This is a genomic window from Vibrio sp. JCM 18905, assembly GCF_055393305.1.
Genome location: NZ_AP043880.1, coordinates 1,271,163 through 1,284,699, shown reverse-complemented (window position 1 = coordinate 1,284,699; position 13,537 = coordinate 1,271,163). Strand labels below are relative to the sequence as shown.

At 47.8% G+C, this 13,537-nt stretch carries 11 protein-coding genes; 6 read left to right on the top strand and 5 right to left on the bottom strand.

The genetic code is table 11. The features are described from left to right. The first annotated feature begins 266 nt into the window (after window positions 1-266). The gene (locus ACZ5ZC_RS22640) at window positions 267-800 is read left to right on the top strand and encodes a hypothetical protein (RefSeq protein WP_054867681.1); all 534 of its coding nucleotides are present in this window, start codon (window positions 267-269) and stop codon (window positions 798-800) included. A gap of 45 nt (window positions 801-845) precedes the next feature. Here ACZ5ZC_RS22640 and ACZ5ZC_RS22635 read toward each other — a convergent pair whose 3' ends face one another. The 5 genes from ACZ5ZC_RS22635 to ACZ5ZC_RS22615 form a co-directional block, all read right to left on the bottom strand. Continuing rightward, window positions 846-1,361, bottom strand: coding sequence for a protein disulfide oxidoreductase (locus ACZ5ZC_RS22635; protein WP_395196638.1), 516 nt, complete (start codon window positions 1,359-1,361; stop codon window positions 846-848). Next, window positions 1,358-3,469, bottom strand: a complete 2,112-nt coding sequence (locus ACZ5ZC_RS22630) for a protein-disulfide reductase DsbD family protein (RefSeq protein WP_395194805.1) — start codon at window positions 3,467-3,469, stop codon at window positions 1,358-1,360. The genes ACZ5ZC_RS22635 and ACZ5ZC_RS22630 overlap by 4 nt, the downstream gene beginning before the upstream one ends. A 65-nt stretch (window positions 3,470-3,534) precedes the next feature. After that, window positions 3,535-3,933 carry a hypothetical protein gene (locus ACZ5ZC_RS22625; protein WP_054867678.1) on the bottom strand — a complete coding sequence of 133 codons (399 nt, stop codon included), beginning with the start codon at window positions 3,931-3,933 and terminating at the stop codon, window positions 3,535-3,537. A 102-nt stretch (window positions 3,934-4,035) separates the two neighbouring features. Next, window positions 4,036-4,638 carry a response regulator transcription factor gene (locus ACZ5ZC_RS22620; protein WP_005397090.1) on the bottom strand — a complete coding sequence of 201 codons (603 nt, stop codon included), beginning with the start codon at window positions 4,636-4,638 and terminating at the stop codon, window positions 4,036-4,038. Between the two features lie 25 nt (window positions 4,639-4,663). Continuing rightward, on the bottom strand, window positions 4,664-6,487 hold the full coding sequence (locus tag ACZ5ZC_RS22615) for a sensor histidine kinase (protein WP_464932308.1): 1,824 nt from the start codon (window positions 6,485-6,487) through the stop codon (window positions 4,664-4,666). A 179-nt stretch (window positions 6,488-6,666) separates the two neighbouring features. On the opposite strand from ACZ5ZC_RS22615, the gene dsrO reads away from it, so the two are divergent. The 5 genes from dsrO (at window position 6,667) to ACZ5ZC_RS22590 (ending at window position 13,517) form a co-directional block, all read left to right on the top strand. Further along, complete coding sequence (gene dsrO / locus ACZ5ZC_RS22610; RefSeq protein ID WP_256956372.1) at window positions 6,667-7,434, top strand: sulfate reduction electron transfer complex DsrMKJOP subunit DsrO; 768 nt, start codon at window positions 6,667-6,669, stop codon at window positions 7,432-7,434. After that, window positions 7,431-8,561, top strand: coding sequence for an NrfD/PsrC family molybdoenzyme membrane anchor subunit (gene nrfD / locus ACZ5ZC_RS22605; protein WP_464932307.1), 1,131 nt, complete (start codon window positions 7,431-7,433; stop codon window positions 8,559-8,561). The genes dsrO and nrfD overlap by 4 nt, the downstream gene beginning before the upstream one ends. Window positions 8,562-8,578: 17 nt before the next feature. Beyond that, window positions 8,579-11,671 carry a molybdopterin-dependent oxidoreductase gene (locus tag ACZ5ZC_RS22600; RefSeq protein ID WP_464932306.1) on the top strand — a complete coding sequence of 1,031 codons (3,093 nt, stop codon included), beginning with the start codon at window positions 8,579-8,581 and terminating at the stop codon, window positions 11,669-11,671. A gap of 221 nt (window positions 11,672-11,892) precedes the next feature. After that, window positions 11,893-12,456, top strand: coding sequence for a c-type cytochrome (locus ACZ5ZC_RS22595; RefSeq protein ID WP_464932389.1), 564 nt, complete (start codon window positions 11,893-11,895; stop codon window positions 12,454-12,456). A gap of 8 nt (window positions 12,457-12,464) precedes the next feature. Further along, on the top strand, window positions 12,465-13,517 hold the full coding sequence (locus tag ACZ5ZC_RS22590) for a c-type cytochrome (RefSeq protein ID WP_464932305.1): 1,053 nt from the start codon (window positions 12,465-12,467) through the stop codon (window positions 13,515-13,517). Window positions 13,518-13,537 lie beyond the last annotated feature (20 nt).

The window sequence follows — 13,537 nt, the reverse complement described above, 5'->3', positions numbered from 1 at the left end:
TGAAAATATAGATTACAAATAAACTCAGCTCATATCACTAAAAACACCTATCTAGCATCTTTTGGTAACGCTTCAAAGCAGAACAGCCGGATGTTTTTAAACTACACGTATTAGTAGACGATAAACTGTATATGAAAGAACACTTAAATTAACATAACAAACCTATCGCTTATTATTTTCCATTTAAATAATGGTTCTTATTTTTAATATCATTCTATAATTAAAGTGCTCAAATTCTCATGTTGTATTAACTTGAGGTTTAATTTATGAAACTAACTCCTTATTTAACTGCTGTTGTTTCGGTCAGCTGCGCTTTTGGCGCATTCGCAGCCGATGATTCAAAAGCACTTTTAGAAGATGCACTGAGTGCTGCACCACCGACTATTCGCGATAAAGTAACGGTGATGGACTGGAACAATAATGTTCTGCAAGAAGGTTCTAGCCAATACACTTGCTTCCCAACACCTCCTCAATTGGAAGGCACAGCGCCAATGTGTATGGATGGTCCTTGGATGGAATGGGCAGACGCTTGGATGAACAAAAAACCTTTCCAAGCCAAAGCATTAGGTATTTCTTACATGTTAGCGGGTGATGGCGGTGCCAGTAACACCGACCCATTTGCAGAAGGGATGACGGACGATAATCAATGGATTATGGAAGGACCACACTTGATGATTATTACCCCAGACCAAGCGTTGCTGGACTCTCTACCAACCGACCCAAGTTATGGTGGCCCATACGTAATGTGGAAAGGCACCCCATACGCACACATTATGATTCCCGTTGGAGCGAGAAAATAAAAAAAATCCGATATTCAGTATTTTGAATATCGGATTTTTATTTCGTTATTGAGCCAACCAAATTCTCGCCAATATCCCTATCGGCGTTGTGATGCCTGTCGTAATAGAGGTCACTTCACCATTTCTTAAAATATAAATGGTTGGAGTCACGCTAATTTTCCATTCACGCATAATATCGCTTGAAGGATCGTTTATGTTTTCAAAACGATATTCTTTTGCCCGCATAAACTGCGCCACGCGCTCATTCGGCCCCGATGAGCCAGAAACGCCAACTACGGCATAGTCATCACTCAGCCAGCTCACGCTTGGGCTTACAAATTTACAAGCGGGACACCAAGTCGCCCAAAAATAAACAACGACAGGTTGTTCATGACTTTGCGCGATTGCATCGAAGTATTCACCATCGCTCAATACGGAGCTCAATGGTGGTGCCTCCTGTTTGGGAATATCTTTGGTGCGATACCAATCCATCGCGATAGAAATAACGGTGACAATGAGCACCATCTGTACGATTTGAATGAGCCAGTATCGGAATGTTCTACGCTGCTTTGTCGAACTCATTGAATGGATCCCCCACTCGCTTGTTTCACCGCGCTTAAAACAACATCATCAGTCAGAATCACAGGTAACGGGATACCTTGTGGCGCCGCCGGGCCATAGACGATGTTAAACGGCACACCGTAACGCCCATTGGCTCGTAAAAAGTCCGTTACTGAACCGTCCGGATGCGTCCAATCCCCTTTTAACGTCGCCACATTAGGGCTTTGCAGCAATGAGTAGACAGGATCTTGCCAGACCACGCCGATCTTGTTCGCTTTACACGTGACACACCAATCCGCAGTCACATCCACAAACACCACTCGCCCATTATTGACGTGCTCTTCAATCGCTGAATTAGAAAGCTTTTGCCAAGCTAGATCATCCGGAAGTGGCGTTGCCCATTGGTCAGCAGTGACACTGCCAAGTAGTAAGCCGCCAGCTATCAACACTAACGATGCGGTCCCCGATACAGCAAGTGCTTTCTCACCATACACACGCTTAATTCTTGCCATCATGACGACAAAAGCAACCACAGCGATGAGTGCAATCCATAACATCGGTACATGATTTGCCATTAATGAAAGTAGCCAAACGCTGGTTGCCAACATCATTATGCCAAACACGATCTTAACGACATTCATCCATGGACCGGGCTTTGGTAGTTTTAGCGCGATACTTGGAAACACAGCGACTAAGATCCAAGGCAGTGCCATACCCAGTGCTAATGCTGTAAAGGTTGCAAATAACGTTAATACGTCCGCGCCCAAGGCAAAAGCAACGGCAGTGCCTAAAAACGGTGCGGAACAAGGTGTCGCAAGCAAAGTGGCGAACATACCTTGAACGTAGTGACCCACTAGAGAGTTATCACCTTTCGATGCGAGCCATGTATTGGTACCCGATGACAGACGGATTTCAAATAACCCCAACATATTGGCACCGAACAAAGCAGTGACTAGTACCATCAATCCTAGGAACCAAGGGCTTTGGAACTGCACGCCCCAACCGATCGCGTTACCTGTAAGCTTCAACACCAAAATGAATCCAGCTATCAGCCAGAACGAAGTGAGAATCCCCAGAGAAGAAGCGATAAACTGGGTACGAATTTGACGGCGCTCTACACCATGCGCAGCCACAATACTGCTGAGCTTCATCCCCAATACAGGCAGCACACACGGCATGATGTTCAAAATCAAACCGCCTAACAATGCAAATAAGAAAATACTCGCTAAAGAGGTAGTTGGTAGTGACGATGTAACCGCTCCTGCTTGTGCTTGTGTTACCTCTTCGACCAGCAAATTATCATCTTTGATAGAAACATATAACGATTGTTCATTAAGCTCTACCTCACCCAGCCAGGTATCAACCGAGTAATTTGCTGTGACGATATCACCTTCTTGCTGAAGTCCATCCAACTTGAAGCTGTAGTCACGAATCGCATCACCAACACCATCTACCAACACTTGAGGATTTTGCCAACCTTGCGTGTTCTTTAGTTTGATTTGTAGTTTGGATTGCGTCGCATCCCAGTTTGTTTGCATGACCTCAACAAAAGGCGAAGATTGAGGAACATTACTCACCGCTTGGGCGTAACTGAACATCACGTCTTCGTCCACTTTCAGCTCAGAAGGTAAGAACGTCAATTGAATTTGGTAGTCCGTCAGCACACAAATCGTCGTACAGGAAGAAAGCGTGAGCACTGCATCAATCGTGACGGGTTTCGACATATCGTCGATATGCAGCGTCATTGGGAACAAAGTGTCGCCTTTGTAACCGAGAGTCTCAATGCCCAATAACTCAAACTTTTGCGGATATGGCCATTGCCAATCAACCTTGCTCAGGTTTTGCGAGTTTTGCCAATCTATCGATGGCGCAACACCACCCTCGCCCGGCGATCGCCAGTAAGTTTTCCAGTCTCCGGTTAACTTGACATCCAAATAACCTGTAAGTGTTTTGGCTTGCGGATCTTGTTGGCCCGTTAGTACAAAGCGCGTTTGCACCGGAGGATGTTGCGGGTTAGTCATCCAACCGGTATCGGTAGTTTGTGCTGAAATATTCAGAGAGAACAAACTCAAAGCCAGCGTCATAAAGAACATAGACGCGAACTGAGTCAGTTTGGTAATTTGATTCATAGTAATTCCTAATAATAAAAACAAATGTGCTAAATCGCTGACGTTATTGGTCAGAAAGCACGTTTTTATTCTTGGAATACACAGAAAGTCAGATGGACTCGATACTTACGACCTATCGGCTCCGTCCAATGTTGTGCGCGAATATAAGCGCAGCACATCCAAATAGCCGACGCCAAAAGACCGACAAACAGAACAACAATAAATGCATCGAGTTGATGTTGAGAAAATTGAATTAACTTTTCAGACAATTCGCATTTGCTGGTTTCTTTAGCATCAATCGCCTTGACGCTCGAACCCTCATCAGTAAGTGAAACAGCAGGCGATACCGTCTCGTACTTCATAGAGCATGACGATGCAAAACCTGAATTTTGCATCAGACACACGACAACCACCCAGCCAATAATCGCTAGTAGCCATTTCACCCGTTTATGTGGTGTGTGATGTCGTTTAGTCAATAAACTCATAAGAATTCAGATAAAGTAGGAACGAAGAAGATAATACGCGAGTCGTCATAAAGCTCAAGTTGTATCCACAAAATAACATTAAGAAGCTTCACTCACTAAGCTCTAATCTAGCTTGCCATAAATATATGCCAACTCTGCGACGGTTTTCGCTGAGAACTTTTTCAATAGGTTGGCGCGGTGTACTTCAACCGTGCGCATTGCAATGCAAAGTTCGTCAGCAATTCGAATGTTGCGCTTGCCTGCAATGATCAAACGTAAAATGTCTTTTTCTCTGGGAGTGAGCGATTCATACGCCGATTTTGCCGCCGCCATATCAAGGTTTGCAGCCGACTGCGCTTGTCCCTGCAAAATGGCTTGTGCCAACTCATCTCCTTTGACTGGCTTTTGGAAAAAATTGACCGCGCCAGCTTGTAATGCATCGACCGCCATCGGGACATCACCATGCCCCGTCAGGTAAATAACAGCCAAGGGACTGTTGGCTTGATTTAAAATTTGATGGACTTGCTGACCACGAAGATTTGGCATTCGACTATCAAGAATGATACACCCCGCTTGCTGAACGTCCACCTCATCAAGGAAAGACTGCCCATCAGCAAAAGTGGTGACGTTGAAGTCATGTTCTTCCAACATAAAAGCGAGCGAGTCACGCACCGATTCATCATCGTCGACTACAAAAACAGGTAGCTGCTTTTCACCGCTGCTCATTGAATGCTCCTATGCCTAGTTCAGATTAGTTTTGATATGGAAACACGAGCTCAACCAAACAACCATGTGGCGCTGTCGAGCTGATGAGAAACTCGCCACCATGCATTTCCATTACATCACGACAAATGGCTAACCCCAGCCCGAGCCCCTCTTCTTTGCTACTCACAAACGCTTGAGTTGGATTCTCTTGCTGCAACCCTGTGCCGTTGTCCAATACTCGAATGGAAAGTTGATTGACTTGGTAGTCACTATGCAGGGCAATTTTACCTTGATAACCTGACGAGTGATATTTCTCTTGGAACAAAGTACACGCATCAATCGCGTTACTGATCACATTAACTAAAACCTGTTGAACGCCCACAGCGTCGACAAGTACCGGACGGACGTTCCCTTCTATACTGGTCACAATCGAAATATTTTGCTTCTGCATTCGAAAATGGAGCAACTCAATCGTGTCATCAATAAGAACTTGAAGATCGCACGGCGCTTTGTCGACACTACGCTTGCGGATCAACGTTCTTAAGCGCTGAATAATTGCATCGGCTCGTTCAACTTGCCCCTGTATTTTCTCAAGCACTGGGACAATATCTTCATGAGGGCGTTTTTTGGCCAAGCGAAGTAAACCGCCTTCACTGTAATTGCGAATGGCCGCCAATGGCTGATTGAGTTCATGGGCAAGACTAGTGCCGATTTCACCGACAATCGCGACTCTTTGTGAATGCTCTAACTGCTCACTTTTCTCTTTTAAACGTAACGATGTCTGTTCCAACGCCTGCTTACTCTTGCTAAATCGGTACTCAAGCCAAAAGTGGTACGCGTTCAATACAATCACAAACATGAACAGTGCCCACGCCCATTCTTGATGACTGCGCAACCAGCGCAGCGCCTCACTCCACCAAGGTTGCTGCAATGGATGTAAATCCAACGCCTGATAGAGTTTATCGATGCTCAACAAGCTAACGGGGGACGTCCAACCTGACGCGCCAGCGGCAACAATGGCGGGGTGATCTGGCGGCATAGCAAGCAAGACTTGCGCAATCTGTTTGGCGAGCTGAGCTGAGCCACGCTCTGTTTTGGCAAATGACCAGTTTGGATATAACGGCGTAGAAACAGCGCACGAAGAGTGTTCATTTAGCTGTTGATTTAGGACTAGAAAATCCCCTTGCTGTAACAGACCTTCATTTTGCATCTGTTCCAATAAACAAGCAGGGACGACAGCGGCTTCCACATTGCCATCACGCAATTGATACAGGTTGGCATCAATAGGAAAACCAAGATAGCGGACATCAGAAAAGAAATCGTTTGGATTAAGCCCCATTTTGACTATTTGATAGCGCATCGTTAGATAACCACCAAACGCTTTTTCGGACACTGCCGCGACAGGGAATCCAGAAACATCTTTTAATGTTTGGTATGGCGAATTTGCCCGAACCACTAGCGCAGAACCAATGCTATAGTTCGAGTTTTGCGGTGCGCGCCCCGTCAATGTTGCCATCCATGACAGCGCATATTGTCTGCCCAAACGCACAGCCTGACCTGGGTTGGTTAAGATGAAGTCCATGGTCTGAAACTTCACCGCCTCCCCCATTTCGTCCAAATTGAGCGGGTGCAGTTCAAAGTACACATCCGAGATTTGCTGATTGAGCCAATCAATGGTCGGTTGCCATCTCTGCTCAGCATAAAGATGACCGCGTATCGCTAACACGCCCACTTCGACTTTCTGCTTGGCCTCTGGCTGCACTGCCTTTTGCTCTTGCAGATCTGCTTGTTCAGAAACAGCCCCCTGAGCCAAAGATGCAAAGGCAACCAAGCAAACAATCCAAAGCTGAAGCCACAGTGCTTTTTTCATGATGAGTCGAATCGTTCCTTCGAAAATAATGAAGCAAGAATAACAGCTACCTTCCCTAAACCACATTTGTTTTAGATCAAGTTTGATCTGGGTATGTGGAAATCCACAATATAAGCCTCGCGGTGCATTTCTCACAATGGAATCAGTCAATTCAAATACAACAAAAAAGCAGGTGAGTTATGGATTCCACCAAACGTCGCTTTCTCAGCGCGGTCACAGCTGGAGCCGCGTTAATTCCAGTCGCGGGTATTGGCACGGCAACCGCGGGAAACATTATTCGCAATAACCAGTCCGCCGATCGAAAAGGACAAGTGGGGAAACGTTATGCCATGGTGGTGGATTTACGAAAGTGCGTCGGATGCCAGGCTTGCACCGTGGGTTGCAGCATTGAGAACCAAGCGCCTATCGGCCAGTTCCGGACCACCGTAAAGCAATACGAAGTCACACTGGATGACGGTTCGAAAGCCACGCGAGAAGCAAAGGCCTTTATGCTGCCTCGCCTTTGTAACCACTGCGAAAACCCACCTTGCGTGGCTGTGTGTCCGGTTCAAGCGACCTTTCAGCGCGAAGATGGCATCGTCATGGTGGATAACAGTCGCTGTGTCGCTTGCGCGTATTGCGTACAAGCTTGCCCTTACGATGCTCGTTTTATCAATGAGGACACCCTCACCGCAGATAAATGCACCTTCTGTGCACATCGACTCGAACAAGGCTTATTACCTGCCTGCGTGGAAACCTGTGTTGGCGGTGCGCGTGTGATTGGTGATTTGAATAATCCATCAAGTGAAGTCCGCCGCTTAATTGCGAAGCACCAAGACGACATCAAAGTGCTAAAGCCCAATGAAGAGACCAAGCCACACGTGTTTTACATCGGCATGGATGAACGCTTTACCAGCCATATCGACGGGCAGCCAGCTATTTACGACCCACAAGGAGAGCACGCATGAACATCACCGAAGTGTTAGTCCAACCTCAAGCGATGGCTTGGCTCCCGTGGGCGGTACAGTATTTCTTCTACATCGGTTCGGCTTATGCGGCTGCTATTTTATTCCTAATCGCCCTATTATTTGAAAAACACACCAGCCACAGACTGCGCGCTGCGCTTGTGCTGACGCTGGCCATCGGCGCCATCGTGGGGCCATTAGCGTTAACTGGTGATTTACACCAACCGGGACGCGCATGGCATTTTTACGCGCACATCACGCCGTGGTCATGGATGTCTTTAGGATCGCTTTTCTTGCCTGTTTTCTCAGGTTTAGCGGTAGTGACTGCATGGCTGTATCTCCGCCAGGATCTGTTCAACTTACGTAATCAGCCAGGGAAAGTACTGCCTCTAATTTCAAAGCTGTCACTGGGTGAATGGGTGCTCTCTCGTAGAGCCATGCTTATGGTATCTGCCATCACTGTGCTATCAGGCATAACCATTGCAGTCTACACAGGCGCTGAAATTGCGGTCGTAAAATCACGCTCGTTATGGCACCAACCAGCGTCACCGATTCTTTGGTTTGTTACTGCTTTTATGGGCGCAGTCGGCTTCGCTCTGCTGATTTGGCTCTTGCTGCCTAGTCAGTCAAAGACGCTGACATCTGGCGATACTAATTTACTGAAAAAATCGGTGGTAACGAGCGGCGTTCTGACGCTGATTCTCCTACCCATTTGGGCATCCAACAATTCCGCATTTTCACTCTATTCCAGCGAGCAATGGATACAAAATATAGCTCTGCTCACTTTGGTTATTTTAGGCAGCATCATCTTCGCGCTTATGACGATGAGAAACGCCAAATCGTCAACAACGTCTCGTATGTATCGTGTCATGGGCACCTTGTGCCTGTCGTTGATCACGTTGGCAAGTGCGTGGCTGATTCGCTGGTTTACCATCATGGAAGTACAAACCATCGCCAAGTTCGATGCAGGGCTGTATCCATACCAACTCACTATGGATGGAAATGGCTGGATAGGCATTATCGGCATGCTCGGATTATGGCTTGCATTGGCATTACTCGCTTCAGAGTTAATCCAGCCAAAGCGAAACTCCGAAGTGACACCAACATCACTCACCTTAACTGAACGCTAATCAAAGAGGATTTCATCATGGATAACAAACGCCGTCAGTTCTTGAAATCAGGCATTGCAGTGGGTGGGCTTGGCGCATTCGCTGCGGGTTACGCCACCACAACCAAACATATGGTCGAAGGTGCGCTTGAAGGCACCGCCGGAGAAAAAACGCGTGATATTCACCACGGTAACTCGCTTGAACCAGAGTACACGGTCAACAACAAAGGCCACTTAATCCCGAACCCAAACCAGCGCGTCGCTCCATCCATGTGCTTTGGCTGTTGGTCACTGTGCGGATTGCGTGTACGCATTGATAACCGCAGCGACGAGATTTTGCGTATTACTGGCAACCCATATCACCCGCTGTCTCATCAGCAACACATTCCTTTCGAAACGCCAGTCAAAGATGCTTATTTGAGTTTGGCAGGAGAAGCGGGCCTTGACGGCCGTTCCACCGCCTGTGCAAGAGGAAACGGGATGCTAGAAATTCGCAACAGCCCGTACCGCATTACTCAGCCGCTGAAACGAGTTGGCAAACGCGGCGAAGGAAAATGGGCTCCCATCAGCTACGAGCAATTGATAGAAGAAGTCGTTGAAGGTGGTGATTTATTTGGTGAAGGCCATGTTGATGGCTTACGCGACATTCGCGATTTAACAACGCCCGTTGATCCTGAAAACCCAGAATATGGACCGAAAGCCAACCAATTGTTAATGACCAACGCTGGTAACGAAGGCCGAGACGACATATTCAAACGCTTCGCGTTCAACAGCTATGGTACGCGTAACTTTGGGCATCATGGCTCTTACTGCGGCTATGCATTTCGTGCTGGCAGCGGCGCATTTATGAACGATTTAGATAAGAACGCACACTTAAAGCCAGACTTTGATAATGCGGAATACATCATCTTCATCGGTATGTCGCCAGCTCAAGCGGGTAACCCTTTTAAGCGTCAGGCGCGCCAACTCGCCAATGCGCGAACAGAAGGCAGCTTGGAATACACCATCATCACACCAAGTTTGCCGACGGGTTCATCGAGCTTGGCAGCAGGTGACAATAACCGCTGGATACCAATCAAACCGGGCACCGACTCTGCCCTCGTGCTTGGCATGATCCAATGGATCATCGAAAACCAACGCTACAACAAAACCTTCTTGGCGCAGCCGGGGGCAAACGCGATGAAACGAGCAGGCACCGCGCACTGGTGTAATGCTACACATCTCGTGATAAGCGATGAGCAGCACCCGAGAAACGGCACGTTTTTACGCGCATCGGATCTGACTCTGCCATTCGAGGGCGAAGCGTTGTCTGATTCCGACCCGTACGTCATCGTGGAGGATAAAAGCGGCGAATTTGGTGTGCATACCCAGACAGGAGAAGCGGCACTGTTTGTCGATAAAACGGTTTCGCTTGCATCAGGCGAAGTACGAGTAAAATCGTCTCTACAAAGGCTCAAAGAAGAGGCGTTTAAATACAGCCTTGCGTTCTACAGCCAACAATGTGATATCCCTGTTGAGCAAATCGCAGAACTAGCGAAACGCTTCACCAGCTACGGCACAAAAGCGGTGGTCGATACCCACGGTGGCAACATGCACACCAATGGGTTCTATAACTCGTTTACCATCATGATGCTCAATGCATTGATTGGTAATATCAACATGAAAGGCGGCGCGATGGCCAAAGCGGGTGGCTACCCAACTTCCGCTGCGGGTCCTCGTTACGACTTCACCAAATTTGCTGACAAAGTCGGCCCGAAAGGCGTCTTTTTGTCGCGCAGTAAATTCCCATACCACAAAACCAGCGAATACAAACGTCGCGTTGAGGCAGGAAAATCCCCTTATCCAACTCGCGCACCTTGGTATCCGTTTGCAGCGCCACTGCTGACAGAACACCTATCTGCGGCTATTGATGGTTATCCATATCGCGTTAAAGCGTGGATCAACCACATGGCGAACCCGATGTATGGTGTACCCGGTTTGAAAACACTACTGGAAGACAAGCTTAAAGATCCAAAGCAGCTCGGTTTGATTGTGTCTGTTGATGCATTCATTAACGAAACCACCGCGTTGTCGGATTACATTGTGCCGGACACCGTGACTTACGAAAGCTGGGGCATGGCAACGCCTTGGCACGATGTTCCAGTGAAAACCGTCACCGCTCGTTGGCCGATAGTGGAAGCGCGAACAGAAAAAACCGCCGACGGTCGCTCGATTTGCTTAGAGAACTTTCTGATTGATGTCGCTAAAAAAATGCAACTGGGCGGTTTCGGTGACAACGCGATTCAAGATGCACAAGGAAATTGGCACGCTCTCCATCGCGCCGAAGATTTCTACTTACGCTCTGCGGCAAACTTGGCTTATGTGAAAGGCGGCGTGCCTGAAGTTTCGGCAGAAGACATTGCGTGGTCCGGCCTAGAGCGTTTAATGCCAGCCATGCAGAAGACGCTGACAGCAGATGAGATGAAACGTGTGGCGTTTATTTTTGCTCGCGGTGGACGCTTTGAAAATGCCAGCGAAGCGTATCAAGGTCAGCAGATGAAGCATAAATGGACACGACCAGTTGCGATATGGAATGAACGTGTTGGCAGCGCAAGAAACACCATGACCGGTGATTTCTACACCGGTTGCCCAACATGGCATCCACAAAAGCTGGCCGATGGCACACCAATGGAAGAACAGTTCCCAAGCTCAGAATGGCCATTCAGCCTGACGAACTTTAAATCCAACATTCACAGTGCGGTATCCAACCTATCGCCAAGGTTGAACTCGATCAAAGGCGTAAACCCTGTGTACATCCATCCAATCGATGCCGAGCGCGCAGGCATTAAAACGGGTGATGAGTTTGTTATCGAAACTCCATCTGCAAGCACCAAAGCACTTGCGATGATAGTCAGCGGGATTCGCCCTGGCACACTCGGGTTTGAACATGGGTTTGGCCATACCGAGCTAGGGCAACGCTCACACTGGATCGGTGATAAACAGCAACCCGTAAAAACGCGCAGCCAAGATGGCGTCAACATTAACGACATTGGCTTAATTGACCCAACCCGAGAAGGCAAAGGCGTGTTGTTGGATTGGGTGGTAGGAGCCGCGGCTCGCCAATCATTACCCGCCAAAATACGCAAGGCGTAACGCTGCAAGTTAAAATGCCTCTACCTTATAAGAGCTGCCATTTAGCAGCTCTTCACATCCTCTAAATATGTGGAAATCCACAATACCTTTCCTTATTGACAAGGCCGACAATATCGTCCCAGTGACTACCAAGTAGCACTTGGAGATATTAATAACAATTAAAGTGAGTCAGCATGTCAAAGATTCTTCCAGTGGTGACAGCCTATTTGCTAGCCACCACTATGGGCGCAAGCGCCTCGTCTATTCCGGAAAAAGCCAGCGTATGTAGCGGTTGTCACGGCCAAGATGGCATGGGGCAGCCAAATATCGCGCCGATGATCGCTGGTTTAAACGCGAATTATCTCAACACTCAAATCGAACTATTCCTTAGTGGCGAACGCCAAAATGTGGTCATGCAAGGCATGGCGAAGGAACTCAGCGATCCCGCAGACCGTAAGGAAGTTATGGAGTACTTTGCTAACCTCCCGAGCTATGAGTTCACGAATCCAGAACAACGCGGCGACCAAGCCGACATTCGTAACCCGTATCGTAAATTAATCTTCCAAGGCGATTGGGCTAGAAACATTCCAGCTTGCGCGACTTGTCATGGAGCCAGCGGAATGGGCGTCGACAAATTCCCTCGCCTCGCAAGCCAACATGCTGATTACTTAAAAACGCAATTGATGGCATGGAAAAACGGCACTCGCAGTGGTGACCCGCTCAATATGATGGGTACTATCGCGAAAAATCTCACTGACGAAGAGATTGAAAACCTTTCCTACTACTTTGCCTCATTACGTTACTAGGAGCAGACATGAAACGTTTCTATTCTTTGTTCGCATTACCTTTCATTTCTACGCTCGTACTAGCTAACGATCCATTACCGGACCGCCAGAAAGAGCTACCTGCGATAGAAAAAGAAAAGCACGGTGAATACTTAAAACCGCGTGATCTCAGCACAATTCCAAACACCGCATTTGGTGAGCAAGTAAAACGTGGTTACTCGCTCTTTGTTAACTCACAACAAATGCGCGGAAAATACGTTGGCAACGAACAAAACTGTGTCAATTGCCATATGGAGGCAGGACTAAAAGCAAACGCTGCGCCACTGTGGGCGGCTTACATGGCATACCCGGCATATCGTAAGAAAAACGATCGCGTAAACAGCTATGCAGACCGTATCCAGGGTTGTTTCGAGTATTCCATGAACGGTAAAGCGCCCGCTTACGATTCGCCAGAAATTGTTGCCCTTAGTGCTTACGCCTACTGGTTAGCGATGGGCGGCTTGCTTGACAAACATGGTATGGCGGATGAACCCATTCCAGAGCTAGACGCAAAAGCGTTGCAAATTGGTGGAAAAGCAAAAGACTTCCCGTTGCCCGAAGCCATCGCACAAGCATTACCAATTGAAAAGCGAGGTAATCTCTCTGGGCGTGGCTACCCAAAAATCAACGCCCCTGAGCAAGAACCATCAATAGAGCGAGGCGCACTGGTCTACGAAAAGAACTGCGAGACTTGTCATCGCGCCGACGGCTCGGGTATCAAAGGCACCGACGGCCATTCATACATTCCTCCGCTTTGGGGCGAATTTGCGTATAACTGGGGCGCAGGTATGCACCGCATTAACACAGCGGCCTATTTTATTTATGAGAACATGCCACTTGGAAAAAGTGTGCAGCTGACTGAGCAAGAAGCTTGGGATGTCGCGGCATACGTCAATAGCCACGAGCGTCCACAAGATCCTCGATTTAAAGGCAACGTGAGCGCAAACGCAGAGAGATATCACCAACATCAAGGCTATTACGGAAAAACGCTTAGTGGTAAGCAAGTCGGCTCGAATGCTTTCAAGAGCGGTACCGTCGAGTAAAAGACAACCGTTCATCTTAA

Excerpts from the sequence above, each read along its gene's own strand:
- ACZ5ZC_RS22630 (WP_395194805.1), bottom strand. The coding sequence starts at position 3,469 with ATGAATCAAATTACCAAACTGACTCAGTTCGCGTCTATGTTCTTTATG.
- ACZ5ZC_RS22620 (WP_005397090.1), bottom strand. The coding sequence starts at position 4,638 with ATGAGCAGCGGTGAAAAGCAGCTACCTGTTTTTGTAGTCGACGATGAT.
- ACZ5ZC_RS22600 (WP_464932306.1), top strand. The coding sequence starts at position 8,579 with ATGGATAACAAACGCCGTCAGTTCTTGAAATCAGGCATTGCAGTGGGT.
- ACZ5ZC_RS22640 (WP_054867681.1), top strand. The coding sequence starts at position 267 with ATGAAACTAACTCCTTATTTAACTGCTGTTGTTTCGGTCAGCTGCGCT.
- ACZ5ZC_RS22635 (WP_395196638.1), bottom strand. The coding sequence starts at position 1,361 with ATGAGTTCGACAAAGCAGCGTAGAACATTCCGATACTGGCTCATTCAA.
- ACZ5ZC_RS22615 (WP_464932308.1), bottom strand. The coding sequence starts at position 6,487 with ATGAAAAAAGCACTGTGGCTTCAGCTTTGGATTGTTTGCTTGGTTGCC.
- ACZ5ZC_RS22625 (WP_054867678.1), bottom strand. The coding sequence starts at position 3,933 with ATGAGTTTATTGACTAAACGACATCACACACCACATAAACGGGTGAAA.
- ACZ5ZC_RS22590 (WP_464932305.1), top strand. The coding sequence starts at position 12,465 with ATGAAACGTTTCTATTCTTTGTTCGCATTACCTTTCATTTCTACGCTC.
- nrfD (WP_464932307.1), top strand. The coding sequence starts at position 7,431 with ATGAACATCACCGAAGTGTTAGTCCAACCTCAAGCGATGGCTTGGCTC.
- ACZ5ZC_RS22595 (WP_464932389.1), top strand. The coding sequence starts at position 11,893 with ATGGGCGCAAGCGCCTCGTCTATTCCGGAAAAAGCCAGCGTATGTAGC.
- dsrO (WP_256956372.1), top strand. The coding sequence starts at position 6,667 with ATGGATTCCACCAAACGTCGCTTTCTCAGCGCGGTCACAGCTGGAGCC.